The sequence below is a fragment of the Franconibacter daqui genome, from assembly GCF_014644275.1.
Lineage (GTDB): Bacteria > Pseudomonadota > Gammaproteobacteria > Enterobacterales > Enterobacteriaceae > Franconibacter > Franconibacter pulveris.
Genome location: NZ_BMKJ01000002.1, coordinates 454,841 through 478,830 on the forward strand (window position 1 = coordinate 454,841; position 23,990 = coordinate 478,830).

At 56.6% G+C, this 23,990-nt stretch carries 17 protein-coding genes and 2 tRNA genes; 13 read left to right on the forward strand and 6 right to left on the reverse strand.

Going from position 1 to position 23,990, the window contains the following annotated elements; translation table 11 throughout:
• Positions 1-15 precede the first annotated feature (15 nt).
• The 3 genes from IEX01_RS11455 to mutH all read right to left on the reverse strand — a co-directional run bounded on the left by IEX01_RS11455 (position 16) and on the right by mutH (position 1,834).
• Positions 16-234, reverse strand: coding sequence for a YgdI/YgdR family lipoprotein (locus IEX01_RS11455; RefSeq protein ID WP_024556457.1), 219 nt, complete (start codon positions 232-234; stop codon positions 16-18).
• Positions 235-362: 128 nt separating this feature from the next.
• Positions 363-1,076: a TerC family protein gene (locus IEX01_RS11460; protein ID WP_024556456.1), complete on the reverse strand. Its 714-nt coding sequence runs from the start codon at positions 1,074-1,076 to the stop codon at positions 363-365.
• A gap of 71 nt (positions 1,077-1,147) precedes the next feature.
• Positions 1,148-1,834 carry a DNA mismatch repair endonuclease MutH gene (gene mutH, locus IEX01_RS11465; protein WP_188723871.1) on the reverse strand — a complete coding sequence of 229 codons (687 nt, stop codon included), beginning with the start codon at positions 1,832-1,834 and terminating at the stop codon, positions 1,148-1,150.
• A gap of 684 nt (positions 1,835-2,518) precedes the next feature.
• Between mutH and rppH the strand changes: the two genes are divergently transcribed.
• From rppH to recD, 12 genes are all read left to right on the forward strand, one after another.
• Positions 2,519-3,049, forward strand: coding sequence for an RNA pyrophosphohydrolase (rppH, locus tag IEX01_RS11470; RefSeq protein WP_024556454.1), 531 nt, complete (start codon positions 2,519-2,521; stop codon positions 3,047-3,049).
• A 12-nt stretch (positions 3,050-3,061) separates the two neighbouring features.
• Entirely contained in the window at positions 3,062-5,308 is a 2,247-nt protein-coding gene (gene ptsP, locus IEX01_RS11475; RefSeq protein WP_024556453.1) for a phosphoenolpyruvate--protein phosphotransferase, read from the forward strand.
• 151 nt (positions 5,309-5,459) lie between these two features.
• Complete coding sequence (lgt, locus tag IEX01_RS11480; RefSeq protein ID WP_024556452.1) at positions 5,460-6,335, forward strand: prolipoprotein diacylglyceryl transferase; 876 nt, start codon at positions 5,460-5,462, stop codon at positions 6,333-6,335.
• 6 nt (positions 6,336-6,341) lie between these two features.
• Positions 6,342-7,136, forward strand: a complete 795-nt coding sequence (thyA, locus tag IEX01_RS11485) for a thymidylate synthase (protein ID WP_024556451.1) — start codon at positions 6,342-6,344, stop codon at positions 7,134-7,136.
• 177 nt (positions 7,137-7,313) lie between these two features.
• Complete coding sequence (locus IEX01_RS11490; protein WP_188723872.1) at positions 7,314-7,787, forward strand: prepilin peptidase-dependent protein; 474 nt, start codon at positions 7,314-7,316, stop codon at positions 7,785-7,787.
• Entirely contained in the window at positions 7,778-8,338 is a 561-nt protein-coding gene (locus IEX01_RS11495) for a prepilin peptidase-dependent protein (RefSeq protein ID WP_188723873.1), read from the forward strand. Before IEX01_RS11490 ends, IEX01_RS11495 begins: the two co-directional genes overlap by 10 nt.
• On the forward strand, positions 8,335-8,763 hold the full coding sequence (locus IEX01_RS11500; RefSeq protein WP_188723874.1) for a DUF2509 family protein: 429 nt from the start codon (positions 8,335-8,337) through the stop codon (positions 8,761-8,763). The genes IEX01_RS11495 and IEX01_RS11500 overlap by 4 nt, the downstream gene beginning before the upstream one ends.
• Entirely contained in the window at positions 8,739-9,068 is a 330-nt protein-coding gene (locus IEX01_RS11505; protein ID WP_071788445.1) for a prepilin-type N-terminal cleavage/methylation domain-containing protein, read from the forward strand. Before IEX01_RS11500 ends, IEX01_RS11505 begins: the two co-directional genes overlap by 25 nt.
• A gap of 12 nt (positions 9,069-9,080) precedes the next feature.
• Positions 9,081-12,452: an exodeoxyribonuclease V subunit gamma gene (gene recC / locus IEX01_RS11510; protein WP_188723875.1), complete on the forward strand. Its 3,372-nt coding sequence runs from the start codon at positions 9,081-9,083 to the stop codon at positions 12,450-12,452.
• 153 nt (positions 12,453-12,605) lie between these two features.
• Positions 12,606-15,494: a pitrilysin gene (gene ptrA / locus IEX01_RS11515; protein WP_188723876.1), complete on the forward strand. Its 2,889-nt coding sequence runs from the start codon at positions 12,606-12,608 to the stop codon at positions 15,492-15,494.
• Positions 15,491-19,033 carry an exodeoxyribonuclease V subunit beta gene (recB, locus tag IEX01_RS11520; RefSeq protein ID WP_188723877.1) on the forward strand — a complete coding sequence of 1,181 codons (3,543 nt, stop codon included), beginning with the start codon at positions 15,491-15,493 and terminating at the stop codon, positions 19,031-19,033. Before ptrA ends, recB begins: the two co-directional genes overlap by 4 nt.
• Entirely contained in the window at positions 19,030-20,865 is a 1,836-nt protein-coding gene (recD, locus tag IEX01_RS11525) for an exodeoxyribonuclease V subunit alpha (RefSeq protein WP_188723878.1), read from the forward strand. The genes recB and recD overlap by 4 nt, the downstream gene beginning before the upstream one ends.
• A gap of 26 nt (positions 20,866-20,891) precedes the next feature.
• Here the strand turns inward: recD and argA are convergent, their stop codons facing one another.
• A complete protein-coding gene (argA, locus tag IEX01_RS11530; protein WP_024561575.1) occupies positions 20,892-22,223 on the reverse strand; it encodes an amino-acid N-acetyltransferase in 1,332 nt (443 codons plus the stop codon).
• A 232-nt stretch (positions 22,224-22,455) separates the two neighbouring features.
• Between argA and amiC the strand changes: the two genes are divergently transcribed.
• On the forward strand, positions 22,456-23,703 hold the full coding sequence (amiC, locus tag IEX01_RS11535; RefSeq protein WP_024561574.1) for an N-acetylmuramoyl-L-alanine amidase AmiC: 1,248 nt from the start codon (positions 22,456-22,458) through the stop codon (positions 23,701-23,703).
• A gap of 60 nt (positions 23,704-23,763) precedes the next feature.
• Here amiC and IEX01_RS11540 read toward each other — a convergent pair.
• Together IEX01_RS11540 and IEX01_RS11545 are read right to left on the reverse strand one after the other, a co-directional pair.
• Positions 23,764-23,840 (reverse strand) — tRNA-Met (locus IEX01_RS11540).
• A 40-nt stretch (positions 23,841-23,880) separates the two neighbouring features.
• Positions 23,881-23,957, reverse strand: a tRNA-Met gene (locus IEX01_RS11545).
• Positions 23,958-23,990: the final 33 nt, after the last annotated feature.

Genomic DNA, 23,990 nt, shown 5'->3' on the forward strand with positions numbered 1-23,990 from the left:
CTGGCCTTTTATACGTTAGCGTTCAATGATTTGTGACACCTGGTCGCGGTTGATTTGCTGTTCGTTGCCCTGCGGATCGCGGTAGCTTACCAGACCCGTATCATCGTCCACTTCCGGCTTGCCGTCGGTGAGGATCATACGGCCGTCTTTGGTCGCCATAACGTAGTCGCTGCTGCAGCCGGAAACAGCAAAAGCCAGACCCACAGCGGAAATTACTACAGCCCATTTATTCATCGTTATTCGCCTCATAGGGATATGGAATGGATTAACCTGGTTATTCTAGTAAAAACCAGCGAAGCGCGACGAAAAAGCAGGCAATTCTTAAAGGGAAATAAAAAGCGCTCCCGAAGGAGCGCCTGAGATTAAAGGGGATTTTTCTTGTTACGTATCAAATTAAGGCTTTCAACCGCGATAGAGAAGAACATCGCAAAATAGATATAGCCTTTAGGTACGTGAATATCGAAGCTTTCCAGCATCAGCGTAAAGCCCACCAGAATCAAAAACGAAAGGGCCAACATTTTGACAGAAGGGTGACGCTCGACAAATTCGCCAATCGGGCGCGCTGCGAACATCATCACGCCTACGGCAATCACGACCGCCGCCATCATGATAAACAGATGGTCGGAAAGGCCGACTGCGGTTATCACAGAATCCAGGCTGAAGATAATATCGAGCAGCATGATCTGGAAAATCGCGCCGAAGAAAGAGTGGACGTTAGTTTTAAGCCCCTCTTCTTCGCCTTCAATAGATTCATGGATCTCCTTGCTCGCCTTCCAGATAAGGAACAGGCCGCCGAGCAGCAGAATTAAATCGCGCGCGGAGATCTCTTGCCCTAATACGGTAAACAGCGGTTGGGTGAGTTTGATAACCCAGGCGATGGAAGCCAGCAGCGCCAGGCGCATAATCATCGCGCCGGCAAGCCCCAGTTTTCGGGCCTTGCCTTGCTGTGATTTGGGGAGTTTCGCCACAACCAGAGAGAGAAAAATAATATTATCGATCCCAAGCACAATCTCCAGCAGCGTCAGCGTACCGAGCGCCAGCCAGGCATTGGGATCCGTTACCCATGCAAATAACATCTAAAAGTCCTGCTTATAAAGAAAACGCTAATTATATGCATCCAACACCGCAGGGTAAAAATTTAATCTCTTTATAACAAAAAATGTCGCGCCAGCAGCGCGCCAGTGAAGTTCTTCTTCAGGTAAAAGCCGCGCGGCAGCGTAAGAATAGGTTCGCCGTTAGCGCCAATCGCTTCCGTCAGGGCTTTGCTGTTCGCGGCTTTGGGACGCAGCTGTAACACTTCGCCGTGGCGAGCGGTGATTCGCTCAACGTGTCCAAGCACGATTAAATCCATTAACTCTTCCCAGTCCTGGCGAAGCTGCGCCTCTTCATGCGCCGAAGGACTCCAGAGCAGCGGCGAACCTACGCGCCTTTCGGCGAGGGGGATCGTGCGTTCGCCTTCCACCGGGATCCACAGCACGCGCTTTAGCTTGTGACGCACATGGCTGGTTTCCCATACCACGCCTGAATTGCCGGTAAGCGGCGCAACGCAGACGAAAGTAGTCTCCAGCGGGCGTCCCTGACGGTCAATGGGAATGGTTTTCAACTCTACGCCGAGCGCGGCGAAATCCTGCTCCGGTTTGCTGCCCGCGCTGGCGCCAAGCCATAACTCCAGCAATATCCCTGTCCAGCCCTTGTCGCGCTTCAAATCGGGTGGAATGGGCAAGCCTGCAAGGGCGGCGAGTTCGCCCAGCGTCATGCCTGCCAGCAGGCCAGCCTGCGCGAGCAGCTGCGCTTCATCTTCCGGCGGTTGGCGAAGGGGAGAGAGTGACAACATGGTGCTTTTCCGTTAGGTTAAAAAATGAACAGCAAAAAGAGCGCTTGTGGACAGAGTTTACCGCGCTGTGAGCAACATATGCAGCCTGTTGATTGTAATAGTTATTTTAAATAAAAAAACCAATTCCGGCCTGACAAAAAACGGGTTTTCCCAATCTGGTCACTGACAATGAACAGGATCTTACACCAGGTTATCCACAGAAAAATGGGATAACTGTGAAAAGAAGCCACTACTGGTTCGATTTACAGCCTTGACGCGAACCGTTTTTGCACTTTTTCGCCAGCCTGTGACTAACTTATTGGCACAATCTGTGGATAAAAACGGCTCTGTTCGATCTTTCATCACCGCCAGGATCTTAAGCGTGATGCTCGTCACGTTTTGTAGGCATAAAGGGTGGGTTATTTATTTAATTAACTGAAAACAAAGGTTATATTCATAAGGCTGTTTTGAGCCGGGACAGAATTGTCCTGGGTTTTCCCTGGGAAATTAGCTACTTCTACACAGTGATATCCACAGAAAAAGTGAATAAAACGCTGGCTTGCGCCTCGTCTCTGTTTATAAGTCGGCATATTTTTGTGAGTTATTCAAGGTTTATTCCTTGAAGTCGCGCCCAACAGAGTGGTTTACCGTCACAAAGGAGTATGAAACAATCGTTACTATCCAGGTTTATTTTGAGGTAGTCCGGTGATCGATGATGATGGCTACCGCCCGAATGTTGGTATCGTGATCTGTAATCGTCAGGGGCAGGTAATGTGGGCCAGGCGTTTTGGCCAACACTCCTGGCAATTTCCGCAAGGTGGCATCAACCCTGGCGAATCGGCGGAACAGGCGATGTATCGCGAGCTTTTCGAAGAGGTAGGTTTACAACGAAAAGATGTCCGCATCCTCGCCACTACCCGCAACTGGTTGCGTTATAAATTACCAAAACGTTTGGTGCGTTGGGACACAAAGCCGGTTTGTATCGGCCAGAAGCAAAAATGGTTTCTTCTGCAGTTGGTGAGCAACGACACCGATATCAATATGCAGACCAGCAGCACACCTGAGTTCGACGGCTGGCGCTGGGTCAGTTACTGGTATCCGGTACGTCAGGTTGTCTCCTTTAAGCGCGATGTCTATCGTCGGGTGATGAAAGAGTTCGCAAGCGTAGTGATGCCCTTGCAGGAAGCGGCGCCGCCGAGAAACGCTTCTCCTGCCTGGCGACGTAAAAGAGGTTAAGCCACGCAAATTATGCTCACCCGGTTGCGAGAAATAGTCGAGAAGGTTGCCAGCGCCCCGCGCCTTAGCGAGGCGCTGAACATCCTGGTTAATGATATCTGTCTTGCGATGGACACCGAGGTGTGCTCGGTTTATTTAGCCGATCACGACAGGCGCTGTTACTACCTGATGGCGACGCGCGGCCTTAAAAAACCGCGCGGCCGCACCGTTGCGCTTGCCTTTGATGAAGGGATTGTCGGCCTGGTGGGACGTCTTGCGGAGCCCATCAACCTGGCGGACGCCCAGAAACATCCCAGCTTCAAATATATTCCTGCCGTTAAAGAAGAGCGTTATCGCGCTTTTCTCGGCGTGCCTATTATTCAGCGTCGTCAGCTGTTAGGCGTGCTGGTGGTGCAGCAACGCGAACTGCGCCAGTATGATGAAAGCGAGGAGTCCTTCCTCGTTACGCTCGCCACGCAAATGGCGGCGATCCTCTCCCAATCTCAGCTTACCGCGCTGTTTGGCCAATATCGCCAGACCCGCATTCGCGCGCTGCCCGCCTCGCCAGGGGTAGCGATAGCACAGGGGTGGATGGACACCACGCTGCCTTTGATGGAGCAGGTCTACGAAGCGTCCACGCTTGATACCTCTCTGGAGCGCGAGCGCCTCACGGCGGCGCTGGAAGAGGCCTCCGCCGAGTTTCGCCGCTACAGCAAACGTTTTGCCGCAGGCGCGCAGAAAGAGACGGCGGCTATTTTCGATCTTTACTCGCATCTTCTCTCCGACGCCCGACTTCGTCGGGAACTTTATAGCGAAATCGACAAAGGCTCGGTCGCGGAGTGGGCGGTTAAAAAGGTCATTGAAAAATTTGCCGAGCAATTCGCCGCCCTGACCGATGGCTATCTTAAAGAGCGGGCCGGTGATTTGCGAACGCTCGGGCAGCGCCTGCTGTTTCATCTTGATGACAACATTCAGGGGCCGAATACCTGGCCTGAGCGTTTCGTTCTGGTCGCTGATGAACTCTCCGCCACTACGCTTGCCGAATTGCCGCAGGACAGGCTGGTCGGCGTAGTGGTTCGCGACGGTGCGGCCAACTCGCATGCCGCTATTATGGTGCGCGCGCTTGGCATTCCAACCGTTATGGGCGCCGATATTCAGCCCTCAGTTTTGCATCATCGCATGCTGGTTGTGGATGGCTACCGCGGCGAACTGCTGGTGGACCCGGAACCCGTTCTGCTGCAGGAATATCAGCGGCTGGTCACCGAAGAGAACGAGCTGAGCCGCCTTGCGGAAGGGGATGTCGAACAGCCCGGCGAGCTGAAAAGCGGCGAGCGGGTACAGGTAATGCTCAATGCGGGCCTCAGCCCGGAGCACGAAGAGAAGCTCGGCAGCCGTATCGACGGCATCGGTCTTTACCGCACTGAAATTCCTTTCATGCTGCAAAGCGGTTTTCCCTCCGAGGAAGAACAGGTCGCGCAGTATCAAGGGATGCTGCAGATGTTTAATGACAAACCCGTCACGCTGCGCACGCTTGATGTCGGCGCCGATAAACAATTGCCTTATATGCCGATTAGCGAAGAGAACCCTTGCCTCGGCTGGCGCGGCATTCGCATCACGCTCGATCAGCCAGAGATCTTTTTGATCCAGGTGCGCGCTATGTTGCGAGCCAACGCGGCGACCGGCAATCTCAGCATTCTGCTACCGATGATCACCAGTATTGACGAGGTAGACGAAGCGCGTCGTTTGATCGACCGCGCCGGGCGGGAAGTGGAAGAGATGCTCGGGTACGCCATCCCTAAACCGCGCGTCGGCGTCATGGTGGAAGTGCCGTCCATGATCTTCATGCTGCCGCAGCTGGCGAGCCGCGTAGATTTTATCTCCGTCGGCACCAACGATTTAACCCAGTATTTACTGGCGGTGGATCGAAACAACACCCGGGTCGCCAGCCTTTATGACAGCCTGCATCCGGCCATGCTCCGGGCGCTCAATCTGATAGCCGCCGAGGCGCGGCGTAATAACATCGATCTCTGCCTGTGCGGCGAGATGGCGGGTGACCCCATGTGCGTGGCGCTGTTAGTGGGAATGGGATTCCACCATCTGTCGATGAACGGTCGTTCCGTGGCGCGTGTAAAATATCTGCTGCGTCATATTACGCTTGAGGAGGCGCAGAAGCTGGCGCAACGCAGCCTTGAGGCGCAACTGGCGGCCGAAGTGCGCCATCAGGTGGCGGCCTTTATGGAGCGTCGCGGTATGGGCGGCCTGATCCGCGGCGGCCTGTAACCCTTTTACTCTTACACATCTTTTACAACTTCCCACCGTCTCAAGGCGGGCTTTATGCTATGATTCGGCACTTTGGGAGCGCCCGGAATCAGGCGCGCAGCATATTACCGCTGTCCACTTTCAGCGGAATAACAACGACTTGTGGTGACAGATGAAGAGTGGCTATCTGCATTTTCCCGATTTTGATCCGGTAATTTTTTCCATCGGACCGATCTCGTTGCACTGGTACGGCTTGATGTACCTGGTAGGTTTTGTTTTTGCGATGTGGCTCGCTGTCCGTCGCGCCAATCGTCCGGGCAGCGGCTGGACGAAAAACGAAGTAGAGAACCTGCTTTACGCAGGTTTCCTGGGCGTGTTTCTCGGCGGCCGTATTGGTTATGTCCTCTTCTATAACCTGCCTCTGTTCCTCGACGACCCGCTTTATCTTTTCCGCGTCTGGGACGGCGGCATGTCCTTCCACGGCGGCCTTATCGGCGTCATCGTGGTGATGATTATCTTCGCGAAACGCACTAAGCGCACTTTCTTCCAGGTTTCCGATTTTATCGCGCCGCTGATCCCCTTCGGCCTCGGCGCCGGGCGTCTTGGCAACTTTATCAATGGCGAACTGTGGGGCCGGGTCGATCCGGGGTTCCCGTTCGCGATGCTTTTCCCTGGCTCCCGCGGCGAGGATATGGCGCTGCTGCCGGCGCACCCGGAATGGCAGTCGCTTTTCGATACTTACGGCGTACTGCCGCGTCATCCGTCCCAGCTTTACGAGCTGGCGCTGGAAGGCGTAGTGCTGTTTATTATTCTGAATCTCTTTATTCGTAAACCTCGCCCGACCGGCGCCGTTTCGGGATTGTTCCTGATTGGCTACGGTGCGTTTCGCATTATCGTGGAGTTCTTCCGCCAGCCTGACGCGCAGTTTACCGGCGAGTGGGTGCAATACATCAGCATGGGGCAGATTCTTTCCATCCCGATGATTATCGCCGGCATTATCATGATGGTCTGGGCTTACCGCCGCCCGCCGCAGCAGCAAATTTCGTGAGACGTAATGAAACAGTATCTTGAATTGATGAATAAGGTGCTCCACGAGGGCACCCCGAAAAACGATCGTACCGGCACCGGCACGCTCTCTATTTTTGGCCACCAGATGCGCTTTAACCTGCAGGAGGGTTTCCCGCTGGTGACGACGAAACGTTGCCATTTGCGCTCCATCATTCATGAGTTGCTCTGGTTCTTAAAAGGCGACACGAACATCGCTTACCTCCACGAAAATAACGTCACTATCTGGGACGAGTGGGCGGATGAGAACGGCGATCTGGGGCCGGTTTATGGCAAACAGTGGCGCGCCTGGGCAACGCCGGATGGTCGTCACGTCGACCAGCTCGCCACTGTGCTGAACCAGCTGAAAAACGATCCGGACTCTCGCCGCATTATCGTTTCCGCCTGGAACGTGGGTGAGCTGGATAAAATGGCGCTGGCGCCCTGCCACGCGTTTTTCCAGTTCTATGTGGCGGACGGCAAGCTCTCCTGCCAGCTCTATCAGCGCTCCTGCGACGTGTTCCTCGGCCTGCCGTTTAATATCGCCAGCTACGCTCTGCTGGTGCATATGATGGCGCAGCAGTGCGATCTTGAGCCGGGCGATTTTGTCTGGACCGGCGGCGATACGCACCTTTACAGCAACCATCTGGAGCAGGCGCGTTTGCAGCTTACCCGCGAGCCGCGCCCGCTGCCGAAGCTCATTATTAAGCGCAAGCCGGAATCGCTTTTCGATTACCGCTTTGACGATTTTGAGATAGAAGGTTACGACCCGCATCCCGCTATCAAAGCGCCTGTCGCGATTTAAACAGGCTGCCATAACCGGCGCATCTGCGCGCCGGTTTTTCTTCCTCTCGTTTCATTCTCCCGAGCTGTCTTCCACGTTACATGCAATAACCTGCAACAGGCTGAATTTCTTCCGGGACGCCTTCTGAAAAAGAAAAACGGCGCTCGTGATTTTTTCATCTGCTGGCAGACTGCCGTCATGAACAGAAACGAGCAGGGCTATAGCCTGATTGAAATGATGCTGGTGATAACAATTGTCGCGATAGTGAGCGCAGGCGGCCTTTATGGCTGGCAGCGCTGGCAGGAACAGCAGCGCCTTTGGCAAACGGCAGGTCAGCTAAGGAACTTTCTTGAGCAATTACGCGAAGACGCCAACTGGCATAACCGCGACCATAAACTCTGGCTTAAGCGAGAGGGGCAGACATGGTGCATCGGCAGCGAAGCCGCAGAGGAGAGAAGCTGCCGGGCAGGCATAAAGGGGTTGTTTATACCACGCTGGGCCGAAGTGGAGGTTGTCGAAGTGACGCCTGAGCTGGCTTTTTACGGCCTGCGTAATACCGCCTGGCCGGGCCATATCTTACTGCGCAGCCCGGCGGGGGAGTGGCGCGTCATTATCTCCGTCTGGGGGCGCATACGGCTTTGTCCGGCAGGCGGGAGCCCGTCATGTCAGTAAAAATAAAAGGCTTCTCGCTGCTGGAAACCCTGATCGCGCTCGGCATCAGCAGCGCTCTGCTGCTGGGAGCGGCGCGGATGCTGCCAGCCTTGCACCTTGGCGTTTTGCGCCAGACGCAGCAGGCGGCGATGCAGGAGGAGCTATGGCAGCTCGCATTCGCTGTAGGCAAACAGCTTCAGCGTGCAGGCTATTGCCATGGCGACTGTGCTGGAGAGCCGCTGAAAATTGCCCCTAACGGACAATGCGTCATCCTCCAGTGGGATGCCAACAGCAACGGCAGATGGGAATCCTCTTCCGCTGACCCGGAGCAGACAGGTTACCGCTTGCGGGATAAAAGCCTGGAAACTCAGCGCGGCGCCACTCAGTGTGAGGGAAAAGGTTGGGAGAAAATGACCGACCCGCAAAAAATGCGTTTTGATGCGTTCACCGTACAGAAGCAGGCGCGCAGCGGCTTGCCGCCGCTGTTAATTATTCGTTTTGCGGTCACGCCGCCTGACCAGGGCGGTTCGCTGGTCAACATTGAGCATAGCGTTGTCGGGTACAACTTATGACCAGTCAACAGAGAGGCGTCTCGTCGCTTTCGGCTGTTTTGCTGCTGCTATTACTGGGTTCCTTTATGCTGAGCGGCCTGCAACAGCAGCTCAGCGCCCGGTTTGCTTCTGTCGCCAGCGAAAGTCTGGCGCTGAAGCAGTTTTCCACCGCTGTCTCAACGCTCGCCTGGGCGGAAAAACAGCGCTGGGGGCTTAATCAGGAGTGGCAGTGCCAGGCCTTTTCGGCGTATAAGGGGCGCGCTTGCGCGAAGCGGACAGTAAAAGGCGAAGCCATCGTGGCGGCGCAGGCGGCAGTTGATAGCCACTCGCTCACGTTGTGGCGCTGGGCCGAGCCCGTAACCGCTGGAATAAAATACCGTGCTCGCGGCTGGATCGATTTTTGTCCGCTGGAGGCTTCGCAATGTCAGCTTCCCGTCGCGCCGTAAGCCAGGCGGGTTTTAGCCTGCCGGAAGTGCTGGTCGCTATGGTGCTTTTTATCATGGTTACCGTTTCTTTAAGTGGATTTTACCGGTCGTTGGCGATGGGGTTTCAGTCGCAGTGGCAAGCCCGCCAGCTGTGGCGTTTTGCGAGTCAGCAAACAGAAATCGCACCGCCAGCGCTACCGCAGGGATGGAAAGCAACGAGGTTGCAGACATCATCGGCGGGATGTGTCAGCATTTCGGTTATTGTTACCAGCCCAACAGGCAGGCAAGGGCAATTGGCCCGCTTACACTGCCCATCTGGTCAGTAGTCAGGAGATTTTATGTTACGGGTTTATCACTCCAACCGGCTGGATGTGCTGGAAGCGATCATGGAGTTCATTGTTGAACGCCAGCCGCTTGACGATCCCTTCGAGCCAGAAGTCGTACTGGTGCAAAGCACCGGTATGGCGCAGTGGTTGCAGATGACCCTCGCGCAGAAGTTCGGTATTGCCGCCAACATTACCTTTCCTCTGCCGGCAAGCTTTATCTGGGATATGTTTGTGCGCGTGCTGCGCGATATTCCGGAAGAGAGCGCTTTTACCAAACAAAACATGAGCTGGAAGTTAATGACGCTGCTTCCGGCGATGCTGTCGCGCCCCGAGTTTTCGATGCTGCGGCATTACCTCAATGATGACGACGATAAACGCAAGCTCTTCCAGCTCGCTTCCCGCGTGGCGGATCTCTACGATCAGTATCTGGTTTACCGCCCGGAATGGCTGACACGCTGGGAGGCGGGACAGGAGATCGAAGGCCTTGGCGATGCGCAGCAGTGGCAGGCGCCGCTGTGGAAAGCATTGGTAGAACATACCGCACAGCTGGGCCAGCCGCAGTGGCACCGCGCCAACCTCTATCAGCGCTTTATCGAAACGCTGGAAAACGCCCAGCAATGTCCGCCGGGGCTACCTGCACGCGTCTTTATTTGCGGAATTTCCGCCCTCCCGCCTGTTTATCTGCAGGCGTTGCAGGCGCTTGGCAGACACATCGACGTGCATTTGTTGTTCACTAACCCCTGCCGCTATTACTGGGGCGACATTAAAGATCCGGCATTTCTGGCGAGGCTGATGAGCCGCCAGCGGCAGCGTCACGCACAGAGCGGCACCTCACCGCTCTTTAAGGATAACGAAACCGCCTTTTCGCTCTTCAACGAAGAGGGCGAGCAGGAAGTGGGAAATCCGCTGCTTGCCTCCTGGGGCAAGCTGGGCCGCGACTATACCTATCTGCTTTCGGGCCTGGAGCACTTTGAAGAGCTGGATGTGTTCGTTGACGTCACGCCGGATAATTTGCTGCACAGCCTGCAATACGACCTGCTTGAACTGCGAAACAACGCGCTGGCGGGCGTGACGCTGGAGGAGTTTGAGCGCAGCGAAAATAAACGACCGTTAGATCCCGACGATCGCAGCGTGACCGTGCACGTTTGCCACAGCCCGCAGCGTGAAGTGGAAGTATTGCACGATCAACTGCTGCAGATGCTGGAGGCAGACCCGGAACTTACCCCGCGCGATATTATCGTGATGGTGGCGGATATCGATAGCTACAGCCCGTTCATCCAGGCGGTTTTCGGCAGCGCCAGTAACGAGCGCTGGCTGCCCTGGGCTATTTCTGACCGTAAAGCACGTCAGGCGCACCCGGCGTTGCAGGCTTTCATTACCTTGCTTTCCCTGCCGGACAGCCGCTTTGTTTCTGAAGATGTGCTTGCGCTGCTGGAAGTGCCGGCACTGGCCGCCCGTTTTTCTATCAATGAAGAAGGTTTGCTATACCTGCGCCAGTGGGTCAATGAGTCGGGCGTGCGCTGGGGCATCGACGATGACAATGTCCGTGAACTGGCGCTGCCGGCAACAGGCCAGCACACGTGGCAATTTGGTCTGACGCGCATGTTGCTTGGCTACGCCATGGAAAGTCACGTCGGCGAATGGCAGGAAGTGTTGCCTTATGATGAGTCCAGCGGGTTGATAGCCGAGCTGGTCGGGCATCTCGCCGAGTTGCTGATGCAGCTTAACCTCTGGCGTAAAGGGCTTTCTCAGCCGAGGCCGCTGGCCGAGTGGCTGCCCGTTTGCCGCGATATGCTGGAAAGCTTTTTCGCGCCGGATGAAGAGACGGAAGCCGCGCTGGCGCTTATTGAGCAGCAGTGGCAGGAGATGATAGAGCAGGGCATCGCAGGGTATTACGACGCCAGCGTGCCGCTGAACCTGTTGCGCGATGAACTGGCGCAGCGGCTTGACCAGGAGCGTATCAGCCAGCGTTTTCTGGCCGGGCCCGTTAACTTCTGTACGCTGATGCCAATGCGCTCTATTCCTTTCAAGGTGGTTTGTCTGCTGGGAATGAACGATGGCGTCTATCCTCGCACGCTTTCGCCGCTCGGGTTTGACCTGATGAGCCAGAAGCCGCTGCGCGGCGATCGCAGCCGCCGCGATGATGACCGCTATCTTTTTCTGGAGGCGCTCATTTCAGCGCAGCAGCGTCTTTATATCAGCTATATCGGTCGCTCTATTCAGGACAACAGCGAAAAATACCCTTCGGTACTGGTTCAGGAGCTTATCGACTACCTGGCGCAGAGCCATTATCTGCCCGGTGACGAGGCGCTTAACTGCGACGAGAGCGCCCGGCGGGTCAAAGCGCACCTGACGCGGCTGCATCCTCGCACGCCTTTCGATGCGGAGAATTTCCTGCCCGCCCGCGAGCTGCAAAGCTATGCGCGCGAGTGGCTGCCGGCAGCAAGCGATCAGGGCGAGGCGCACCCGGAATTTATCCAGGCGCTGGAGCCGGAGCCGGTTGAAGAGCTGCCTTTCGAGCAGTTGCAGCGCTTCTGGCGCCATCCGGTAAGGGCTTTTTTCCAGATGCGGCTTAAGGTGAATTTCCGTACTGAAGAGAGTGAACTGCCGGATGCCGAACCCTTCACGCTCGACAGCCTGGGACGTTATCAGCTTAACCAGCAGCTATTGAATACGCTGGTTGAGAAAGAAGACCCCGATTTGCTCTACCGTCGCTACCGGGCTGCGGGCGAATTGCCATACGGCGCGTTTGGCGAACTCTTCTGGGAAAGCCAGCTCATGGAGATGCAGACGCTGGCGGACAGGGTGACCGCCGAGCGCAGCAACAGCGAAAACCTTGAGATCGATCTTACGCTGAACAACGTGCAGCTTACCGGCTGGTTGCAGCATGTGCAGGAGGATGGGCTGCTGCGCTGGCGGCCATCCCTGTTAAGGGTTGAGCACGGCATGCAACTTTGGCTTGAGCATCTGGTCTACTGTGCGAGCGGCGGTACGGGAACCAGCCGCCTCTATGGACGAAAGGACAGTCAGTGGCGTTTTCCTCCGCTGGCGGCGGAGGAGGCGCGCGGTTATCTCGGCGAGCTGATTGAAGGGTATAAACAGGGAATGAGCAGTCCGCTGGTTCTGCTTTCTCAGAGCGGCGGCGAATGGCTTAAGGCCTGTTACGACCCGGCCAGCAATACCATCGCATGGGATGAAGAGACGCAGCAGAAAGCGCGCAACAAGCTATTGCAGGCCTGGGCTGGCAACCAGATGGTGGAAGGCGAAGGGGCGGATATCTGGTACCAGCGCCTCTGGCGCAACCTGGAGCCGGAATATTACGAGGCCATCATTCGTGAAGCGCAGCGCTATCTGCTGCCACTTTTCAGATTCAATCAAAAATAACGTTGCTGTATAAAAATTGCGCAACAGGATCCGTTTCCTTTATCATGCGCATCTTGCTCAGGGCTGATGCAAAAATACAAAACCATCCCGTAACGGGAAAGCTGTCGTTAATGATGAAAAGCTCAGGAGTTTTTGTGATTAAGAGGTTCGTAAATGCCTGATTGCCAGACCTGGTTTAAAGCGCTCTGTTTATCCGTCGCCCTTTGGGCTCCTCTCACTCAGGCAGATACAGGTTGGCAACCCATCAAGGAAACCATCCGTAAAAGCGAAAAAGATAACCGCCAGTATCAGGCCATTCGCCTGGATAACGGTATGGTGGTCTTGCTGGTCTCCGATCCGCAAGCGGTTAAGTCCTTGTCGGCGCTCGTGTTGCCCGTAGGCTCGCTGGAAGATCCAGATGCCCATCTCGGCCTTGCCCACTACCTTGAGCATATGACGCTGATGGGTTCGAAAAAGTATCCGCAGCCCGAAAGCCTTGCGGAATACCTCAAAATGCATGGCGGCAGTCACAATGCCAGCACCGCCCCTTATCGCACCGCATTTTATCTGGAAGTGGAAAACGACGCGCTCGATGGGGCAGTGGACAGACTGGCGGATGCGATTGCTGAACCCACGCTTGCGAAAATCTATGCTGAACGCGAGCGTAACGCAGTAAATGCTGAGCTGACGATGGCTCGCGCTCGCGACGGTATGCGCATGGCGCAGGTCAGCGCTGAAACGCTTAATCCGGCCCATCCCGGTTCGCGCTTCTCCGGCGGTAACCTTGAGACGCTGCGTGATAAGCCGGGCAGCCCGTTGCAGCAAGCGCTGGTGGCCTTTCGCGATAAATATTACTCCGCCAATCTGATGAAAGCGGTGATCTACAGTAACCGGCCCTTGCCGGAACTGGCGAAGCTTGCGGCACAAACTTACGGACGCGTGCCGAACAAAAATATTGAAAAGCCCGCCATAAACGTACCTGTGGTGACCGAGGCGCAGAAGGGCCTTATTATTCATTATGTGCCGGTTATGCCGCGCAAGGTTGTGCGCGTAGAGTTTCGCATTGATAACAATAGCGACCAGTTTCGCAGTAAAACCGATGAGCTTATCGGTTATCTCATTGGCAACCGCAGCCCTGACACCCTCTCCGACTGGCTGCAAAACGAGGGGCTTGCCGAAGGCGTACGCGCCGACTCCGATCCGGTGGTTAACGGCAACAGCGGCGTGCTCGCTATCTCTGTTACTCTCACGGACAAAGGGCTGGCTCAGCGCGACCGGGTTGTCGCCGCTGTCTTCAGCTATTTGAATAAGTTGCGTGAAAAAGGCATCGACAAACGCTATTTCGACGAACTGGCGAACGTGCTTGATCTCGATTTCCGTTATCCCTCAATCACCCGGGATATGGATTATGTGGAGTGGCTGGCGGACACCATGATCCGCGTGCCGGTTGAGCACACGCTGGATGTAGTCAACATTGCTGATCGCTACGATCCGCAGGCGATTAACGCGCGGCTGGCAATGATGACGCCGGAGAATGCCCGCGTCTGGTATATCAGCCCTGACGAACCGCATAACAAAATGGCCTATTTTGTCGATGCGCCTTACCAGGTGGACAAAATTCCTGCCGCCACGCTGAAAAGCTGGCGCGAACAGGCGGATAATATTTCCCTTAAATTACCCGAGTTGAACCCGTACATTCCGGATGATTTCACGCTTATCAAGCCGGAAAAAGCTTTCGCTCATCCAGAGTTGCTGGTGAATGAGCCAGGCCTGCGCGTGGTTTACAGCCCAAGCCAGTATTTCAGCAGCGAGCCGAGAGCGGACATCACGATGGTGCTGCGTAATCCCCAGGCGATGGACAGCGCTAAAAATCAGGTGCTGTTCGCGCTTAATGATTATCTGGCTGGGGTGGCGCTGGACGAATTAAGCAATCAGGCGGCGGTCGGCGGCATCAGCTTTTCCACCAATGCCAACAATGGACTGATGCTTAACGCTAACGGTTACACGCAGCGGTTGCCGCAGCTTTTCCAGGCATTGTTGAACGGTTATTTCTCCTACAGCGCAACGGAAGAGCAGCTGGCGCAGGCGAAATCCTGGTATAGCCGAATGCTGGAATCGGCAGATAAAGGCAAAGCCTACGAGCAGGCTATTATGCCCGTGCAGATGGTTTCTCAGGTGCCTTATTTTCAGCGCGAAGCGCGTCGGGCGCTGCTGGATAAGATAACCTTGCAGGAGGTCATGCGTTATCGCGACAACCTCAAAACTCAGGGGCGCCCGGAATTCCTGATGCTTGGCAATATAACGCCGGAGCAGGCCAGCAAGCTCGCCCATGATGTAAAGACATCACTTGGCGCGAATGGCAACGAGTGGTGCCGTAATAAAGACGTGGTGGTGGACAAAAAGCGGCAGGTTATTTTTAACAAAGCGGGCAGCAGCACTGATTCGGCATTAGCGGCGGTGTTCGTACCGAAGGGGTATAACGAAACCGTCAGCTCCGCTTACAGCGCGCTGCTTGGCCAGATTATTCAGCCATGGTTCTATACCCAACTGCGCACTCAGGAACAGCTAGGATATGCCGTTTTCGCTTTCCCGATGGGCATTGGCCGCCAGTGGGGGCTGGGTTTCCTGCTGCAAAGCAGCGATAAGCAGCCCGCTTTCCTGTGGGAGCGGTATAAAGCCTTCTTCGCCACGGCGGAAGAGCGCCTGCGTAAGCTCGACCCGCAGGAGTTTGCCCAAACGCAGCAGGGCGTTATCAACCAGATGCTCCAGGCTCCCCAGACGCTTTCGGAAGAAGCCTCTCGGGTAAGTAAAGATTTTGACCGGGGGAATATGGCTTTTGATTCACGTGATAAAGTAATCGCGGAAATTAAAACGCTGACGCCGCAAAAACTGGCCGATTTCTTCCATCAGGCTGTGATTGACCCTACCGGCATGGCCGTTTTGTCTCAGGTCTCCGGTATTCATAACGGCAAGGCGGAATACGCCGCGCCGCAAGGCTGGGAAGTGCAGGAGAGCGTCAGCGGTTTGCAACAATCTTTACCCCTGATGAGTGACAAAGAATGACCGATGAACGCGCAGAGTCCCTTGATCCCCTTCGCTTGCCGTTGTTGGGTGAACGGCTGATTGAAGCCTCTGCCGGGACCGGAAAAACCTTTACCATCGCCGCGCTTTATCTGCGGCTCTTGCTGGGGCTGGGCGGCGAGAACGCCCATCCCCGTCCGCTATCTGTTGAAGAGTTGTTGGTCGTTACCTTTACCGAGGCCGCGACGGAAGAACTACGCGGGCGTATCCGCAGCAATATCCACGAGCTGCGCGTCGCCTGCCTGCGCGAACGCACCGACGACCCGCTTTATCAGCGGCTGCTGGATGAAATCCCGGATAAGCGTCACGCGGCGCAAACGCTGCTGCTGGCAGAGCGGCAGATGGACGAAGCGGCTATCTTTACCATTCACGGCTTTTGTCAGCGCATGCTGAGCCTGAATGCTTTTGAGTCCGGTATGCCATTTGAACAGCAGCTGATTGAAGATGAATCTCTGCTGCGCTACCAGGCGTGCGCCGATTTCTGGCGGCGCCACTGTTACCCGCTGCCTAAAGCGGTCGCCCGCGCCATCAGCGAACTGTGGGACGGGCCGGAGTCGCTGCTGCGCGATATCAGCGGCTTTTTGCATGGCGAAGCGCCGCAAATTAAAGCGCCGCCGCAGGATGCGGAAACCCTGGAGGCGCGGCATCAACAAATTATCGACCGTATCGATCAGATTAAAAGCCAGTGGCGTTCGCTTGCGGATGAGATTGGCGCCATGATCGCCGGTTCCGGCGTCGATAAGCGAAGCTTCAGCAGTAAAAACCTGCCTGCCTGGCTTGATAAGGTCAACGCCTGGGCGCAGGAAGAAACGCAGTCTTACCAGTTGCCGGACGCGCTGGGCAAATTCGCTCAGTCCAACCTGATTGAAAAAACGAAAAAGGGCGAGCCGCCTCGCCATCCGCTATTTGAAGCGATCGACGAGCTGTTGCTGGAGCCATTAACCATCCGCGACCTGGTAATGGCGCGGGCGATGGCGGAGATCCGCGCGACCGTCGCCCAGGAAAAACGCCGTCGCGGCGAGCTTGGCTTCGACGACATGTTAAGTCGACTGGATGAAGCGCTGAATCAGCCAGGAGGCGACGCGCTGGCGCTGGCTATCCGTACCCGTTATCCAGCGGCGATGATCGATGAATTTCAGGATACGGACCCGCAACAATACCGTATCTTCCGTCGCATCTGGCTTGGCCAGCCTGATACCGCGCTGCTGCTGATTGGCGACCCGAAACAGGCGATTTACGCGTTTCGCGGCGCAGATATCTTTACTTATATGAAGGCCCGTAGCGAAGTTAGCGCTCACTATACTCTTGATACCAACTGGCGTTCCGCGCCGGGAATGGTGGAAAGCGTTAACCGACTTTTCAGCCTGCTCGATAATCCTTTTCTGTTTCAGGATATTCCTTTCCAGCCGGTAAAATCCGCGCCGCGCAATCAGTCGCTGCGTTTTACTATGCACGGCCAGACCCAGCCTTCCATGAGGTTCTGGTTAATGGAGGGCGAAGGCGCCGGAGTAAGCGATTACCAACAATATATGGCGCAGGTTTGCGCCCACCAGATCCGCGACTGGCTGGCGGCAGGGCTGCGCGGCGAAGCGCTGCTTTGCAAAGGCGATGAAGCAAGGCCGGTGCAGGCTTCCGATATTACCGTGCTGGTGCGCAACCGTATTGAAGCTTCGGTCGTGCGCGAGGCGCTGAATGCGCTGAATATTCCTTCGGTTTATCTCTCGAATCGCGACAGCGTCTTCGCCACTCAGGAGGCGCTGGAACTGCTCTGGCTGCTGCAGGCCGTACTGGCGCCGGAGGTGGAAACCCGCCTGCGCAGCGCAATGGCGGCCAGCATGCTCGGGCTGGACGCGCGGGCCATCGAAGCGCTTAACCGCGATGAAAGCGCCTGGGATGAACTGGTCGAAGAGTTTGACGGCTACCGACAAATCTGGCTTAAGCGCGGCGTAATGCCTATGCTGCGCATGCTGATGACAAAGCGTCAGGTTGCGGAAAACCTGCTGGCGACGCCAGGTGGCGAGCGGCGGTTAACGGACATTCTGCACCTGAGCGAATTATTGCAGGAGGCTTCCGCGCAAGCGGACAGCGAGTACGCGCTGGTGCGCTGGCTGGCGCAGCATATCGCCGAGCCGGATGCGAACGCCGCCAGCCAGCAACTGCGCCTTGAGAGCGATAAGCATCTGGTGCAGATAGTCACTATCCATAAATCCAAAGGGCTGGAATATCCGCTGGTCTGGCTGCCTTTTATCGCCGACTTCCGCGAACAAAAAATGGGTTTTTACCATGACCGCGAAACCTTTGCGGCAGTGCTGGATTTGAGCAACGACGCGAGCAGCGTGGAGCTTGCCGAGGCGGAGCGGCTGGCGGAGGATTTACGTCTGCTTTATGTCGCCTTAACCCGTTCGGTCTGGCATTGCAGTCTGGGCATTGCGCCGCTTTTTCGCAGCCGCGGAGCGAAGAATGGTGAAACCGATCTGCACCGTAGCGCGCTTGGGCGTCTTATTCAGCGAGGCGAGGCGCTGGATGCAAACGGCCTCAAACGCTGCCTGGAGGCTCTCTGCGATGATGCTATCGCCTTAAACGAGCCGGCAGAGCCGGACAACAGCCCCTGGACGCCGCCGCCCGGCGAAGCGTTGAGCCTCGCTGCGCGTGAGTTGCAGCGTCGTATCGTTGATGAATGGCGCGTCACCAGCTATTCCGGGTTACAGCAGCACGGCCCCACTTTTGCTCAGGACTGGGTACCGAAGCTTGATATCGACGCGGCAGGCGATCGCGAGACGCAAAGCGCGCCAGCGATGACGCCGCACACCTTTCCTCGCGGGGCTTCGCCAGGCACTTTCCTGCACGGCCTGTTTGAAAACCTGGACTTCACCCAGCCTGTGCGGGAGGAGTGGGTCAGCGAGCAGCTTTTGCTGGGCGGTTTTGACGAAAGCTGGCAGCCTGTTATGACGCAGTGGATAGAAAGCGTACTGCGCGCGCCGCTAAATGATAGCGGCGTATCGTTAAATCAGCTCGCTGCGAAGGACAAACAGGTGGAGCTGGAGTTTTATGTGCCGATTAACGCCACGCTCGCCCCGCAGGCGTTGGACGCGCTGATTCGCCGTCACGATCCGCTTTCCGCTGGCTGTCCGCCACTCGATTTCCGTCAGGTTCGCGGCATGCTGAAAGGCTTTATCGACCTGGTGTTTCGCTGGCAGGGGCGTTACTACCTGCTCGATTATAAATCGAACTGGCTTGGCGACAGCCCGGCGGCTTATACCCGCGACGCGATGGCGCAGGCGATGCAGTCGCACCGTTACGATCTGCAATATCAGCTTTATACGCTGGCGCTGCACCGCTATTTGCGCCACCGGCTGGCGGATTATGACTATGAGCGCCATTTTGGCGGCGTAATTTATCTTTTTCTGCGCGGGGTCACGGGTGATGACGCTTCGCAGGGCATTTTCACCACCCGCCCGGCGCTTGAGCTGGTAGAAGGTATGGATGCGTTGTTTGCCGGTGAGCAGGAGGTAGCGTCATGAAGATGCAGGAACTTATTCAACAGGCGGTCCGGCACAAGCTGCTGCGTCCGCTGGATGCGCAGTTCGCCATGATGGTAGCGAGCAATGAAGAGCCCGCGATGATGCTGGCCGCAGCGCTGGTCAGCCGCGACGCAGGTGAAGGGCATGTTTGCCTGCCTGTAAGCCGGCTTTGCGTTGAGCACTGCTTCCCCGGCAGGCCGCAGGAGCCGCTCGCGCAGGCGTTATTCGACGCCGCAGGCAATCCGCAAAACTGGCGCGAGGTGCTGCTGGCTTCAAGAGCGGTCAGCGAAGACGGCGCGCCAACGCCGCTTAAGCTGATTGGCGAACGGCTTTATCTCAACCGCATGTGGCGACATGAACAGGCGGTCGCCGCCTTCTTCCGCCAGCAAAATCTGGTCATCACGGCGGATGAGGCGAAGCTAAACCAGGTGCTTAATGAACTGTTTGCGCCAACTGACGAGGTTGACTGGCAGAAAGTCGCGGCGGCGGTGGCGTTAACCCGCCGTATCTCGGTGATATCCGGCGGTCCCGGCACCGGCAAAACCACCACCGTGGCAAAACTGCTGGCGGCGATAGTGCGGCTGGCGGGCGACAAACCTCCACGCATTCGCCTCGCCGCGCCGACCGGCAAAGCGGCGGCGCGCCTGACTGAGTCGCTCGGCGCTGCGCTGCGCCGTCTGCCGCTGGAGAAAACGCAAAAAGAGGCGCTGCCGGACGACGCAAGCACCCTGCATCGCCTGCTGGGCGCGCAGCCTGGCAGCCAGCGGCTGCGTTATCACGAGGGTAATCCGCTGCATCTGGATGTACTGGTAGTGGATGAAGCCTCAATGATCGATTTGCCGATGATGGCGCGCCTTATCGCGGCGCTGCCTTCTCATGCGCGAGTGATCTTCCTGGGCGATCGCGACCAGCTCGCCTCAGTCGAAGCCGGCGCCGTGCTGGGTGACATTTGCCACTACGTCAGCCATGGCTTTACCGCCGCCAGGGCGCAGGAGTTAAGCCGTATTACGGGCTGCCAGATAGCCGCAGGAGAGAGCGAACAGGCCGCCCAACTCCGGGATTGCCTTTGCCTGCTGCAAAAAAGCTATCGCTTCGGCAGCCATTCCGGTATCGGACGGCTGGCTTTTGCGGTCAACGGCAGCGACCACCGGGCGGCGCGCAGCGCCTTTTCCCAAAATTTTGAGGATATCGTCAAAAAGCCGCTGCAAAGCGGCGAAGATTACACGCGCATGATTGCCGAGTCGCTGGAGGGCTATCAGCGTTTTCTCGCGTCGTTGCAGGAAGGCGCCGAACCGCGAACGGTTTTGCAGGCATTCGGCGAATTTCAGCTGCTTTGCGCGCTGCGCGAAGGGCCTTTCGGCGTTGCCGGATTAAACGAACGGCTGGAGCAGGCGCTGGCGCAGCGGCGGGTTATTACGCGCGCGCCGCTTTCTCGCTGGTATGAAGGCAGGCCGGTAATGATTAGCCGTAACGACAGCGCGCTGGGGCTGTTTAATGGCGATATCGGCATTGCGCTCGACCGGGGGCAGGGGCTGCGCGTCTGGTTCCCTATGCCGGATGGCACCGTGAAGGCCGTGCAGCCGAGCCGTCTTCCGGCGCACGATACCGCCTGGGCGATGACGGTACATAAATCACAGGGGTCGGAGTTTGATCACGCGGCGTTGATCCTGCCCGGTCAGTTTGTGCCGGTTGTGACGCGCGAGCTGGTTTATACCGCCATTACCCGCGCCCGCAGCCGGCTTTCGCTTTATACCGATGACCGGGTCTTTGAGCAGGCTATCGCCACCCGTACCGAGCGACGCAGCGGGTTGATGGCGCATTTTCAGGAATAGAAGGCCGCTTACGCGCGGCCTGAGCGCTAGGTGAGGTCCGCCATCAGCACTTTGGAGCGCCGCTGGTAATTGTACATCTGCTTTTTACTCTCGGGCAGCGAGTCGATGTCCACGGGCGTAAAGCCACGCTCCTGGAACCAGTGGATGCTGCGGGTGGTGAGCACAAAAAGTTTGCTCAGCCCCATCTGCTTCGCCTGGCTTGCCACGCGCTGCAACAGCGCCTCGCCGCGCGACGAGCTGCGGTAGTCCGGATGCACCGCCACGCAGGCCATTTCACCAATCTTCTCTTCCGGGAAAGGATAGAGCGCGGCGCAGGCGATAGTCAGGTTGTCGCGCTGAATAATTGTGAACTTGTCTATCTCCATCTCCAGCTGTTCGCGGGAGCGGCGCACCAGAATGCCCTGCTGCTCCAGCGGGCGGATCAGCTCCAGAATGCCGCCGATGTCGTTAATCGTGGCGCGACGGATCTGCTCGGCGCTCTCCATCACTATCTGCGTGCCAATCCCTTCGCGTGAGAAAAGCTCCTGCAGCAACGCGCCATCTTCCTGATAGCTGATTAAATGGCTGCGGCGCACGCCGCTGCGGCAGGCCTTCACTGCGCCGCGCAAAAAGCGCACGGTGCCGGAGTGATAGTCTCCCGCCGCTTCCAGCGCTTCCACCCGCGCCTGGGCTTCGTTCGGGAAAAGTTCGGAGACGATAGCGCCGGTTTCGTCCATCACCCCCTGCGAAGAGCAGAAGCCGATCATCTTTTCTGCTTTCAGTTTGATGGCCAGCTGCGTCGCAATCTCTTCCGATGTCAGGTTAAAACTTTCACCGGTAACGGAAACCGCCACCGGCCCCATCAGCACAATCGCGCCGCTGTCGAGCTGACGATGGATCGCCTCTTCATCAATGCGGCGAATGCGCCCGCTATGGCAGTAATCCACGCCGTCATCCACGCCGAGCGGCTGGGCGATAATAAAATTGCCGCTTACCACGTTGATATGCGCGCCCTGCAGCGGCGTATTATTCAGGCTCATGGAGAGGCGCGCGGTAATGTCGAGTTGTAGAAGGCCAGCCGCCTGTTTTACCAGGTCGAGCGTGCGGGCGTCCGTCACGCGGGTATGTTTGTGATAAATCGGTTCGTGATGATGGGCCGCAAGGTTAGCGTCTATTTGCGGGCGAGCGCCATAGACGACCACCAGCCGGATGCCAAGACTATGCAGTAAGCCGATGTCATTGACGATATTAGAGAAATTCTCATGCTCAATGGCTTCGCCGCCAAGCATAATGACAAACGTTTTTCCCCGATGCGCGTTAATATAGGGAACAGAATGACGGAATCCCTGGACCAGCTCGGTTCGACGCTCCTTCACCACGGCTAAACCTCTCAATGCATGATTATTCGTGATTTATGTATTTTTATTCTTTTCCTGCCCACCATGCAAGCAACAATTTCGCGCAATGCAAGCGCTGAACATCGGGCAAAAGCCGCCCAACGTGATTGTTTACCCTTTTATAGATGACAGCTAAAGCACCATTCGCTAAAGTTTTCCGCCTGTTTTTACGATGTTATGTCAGGGTTTGGTTTTTATTCTGCTCGGGAGAGGCATGTCTGGTTCCAGTAAATCTTTAAGCCGTCGTCAGCTGTTGCAGGGGACGGGCGCCATGTGGTTATTAAGCGTCAGCCAGATTGGTTTCGCCGCGTCAAGCCAGGTGGTGGCGGTGCGCGTCTGGCCCGCCTCCGCTTATACCCGCGTTACGCTCGAATCTAACCGTGTACTGAAGTATCGCCAGTTTGCGCTGAGCAACCCTGAGCGGGTGGTGGTCGATATCGAAGGCGTACACCTCAACTCCGTGCTGAAAGGGCTTGGCAACCACATAAGCGACAACGATCCCTTTATCAAATCCGCGCGCGTCGGGCAGTTCGACCCGAAAACGGTGCGCATGGTATTTGAACTGAAAAAGAACGTTACGCCGCACCTTTTCGCCCTTGCTCCGGTGGCGGAGTTTAAAGAGCGTCTGGTGATAGATCTCTACCCGGCGGACAGCGCCAGCGAGCAGGATCCGCTGCTGGCGTTGCTGGAAGATTACAATAAAGGCGAACTCGACCAAAAAACGCCGCAGGGTGGACCGCAGCCGGGTAAAGCGGGGCGCGACCGACCTATTGTCATCATGATTGACCCCGGGCACGGTGGGGAAGACCCCGGCGCTATCGGTAAATATAAAACGCGTGAAAAAGATGTGGTGCTGCAAATCGCAAGGCGGCTCAAGGCGCTGATTGAAAAAGAGATCAACATGAAAGCCTATATGACGCGCAACGAGGATATCTTTATCCCGCTCAAAGTGCGTGTGGCGAAGGCGCAGAAGCAGCGCGCCGACCTGTTTGTCTCCATTCACGCCGATGCTTTTACCAGCCGGGCGGCGCGCGGCTCGTCCGTTTTTGCGCTCTCGACAAAAGGGGCCACCAGCGCCGCGGCGAAATATCTGGCGCAGACGCAGAATGCCGCCGACCTTGTGGGCGGCGTCAGCAAGAGCGGGGATGTTTATCTCGACCACACCATGTTCGATATGGTGCAGTCGCTGACCATTTCCGACAGCCTGAAGTTTGGCAAAGAAGTATTAAACCGCCTGGGCGGCGTGAATAAGCTGCATAAAAACAGCGTGGATCAGGCGGGCTTTGCGGTGCTGAAGGCGCCCGATATCCCTTCCATTCTGGTGGAAACCGCGTTTATTAGTAACGTGGAAGAAGAGAAAAAGCTGCGCACCGCGGCGTTTCAGCAAGAGGTGGCCGTTTCGATTCTGGCGGGGATTAAAGCCTATTTCGCCGATGGCGGAACGCTGGCAAGGCGCGGTTAACGCGCCTTTTAGCAAATTTCAGGCATAAAAAAACACCCGAAAGGGTGTTCATTTTATTGTTGGTTGCGGGGGCCGGATTTGAACCGACGACCTTCGGGTTATGAGCCCGACGAGCTACCAGGCTGCTCCACCCCGCGTCCGTCATACTTCTTCACATTGTCGCGCACGGCGCGTTATTGGTTGCGGGGGCCGGATTTGAACCGACGACCTTCGGGTTATGAGCCCGACGAGCTACCAGGCTGCTCCACCCCGCGTCCGTGGAAGCGCACTATACTCTGCTGACATCT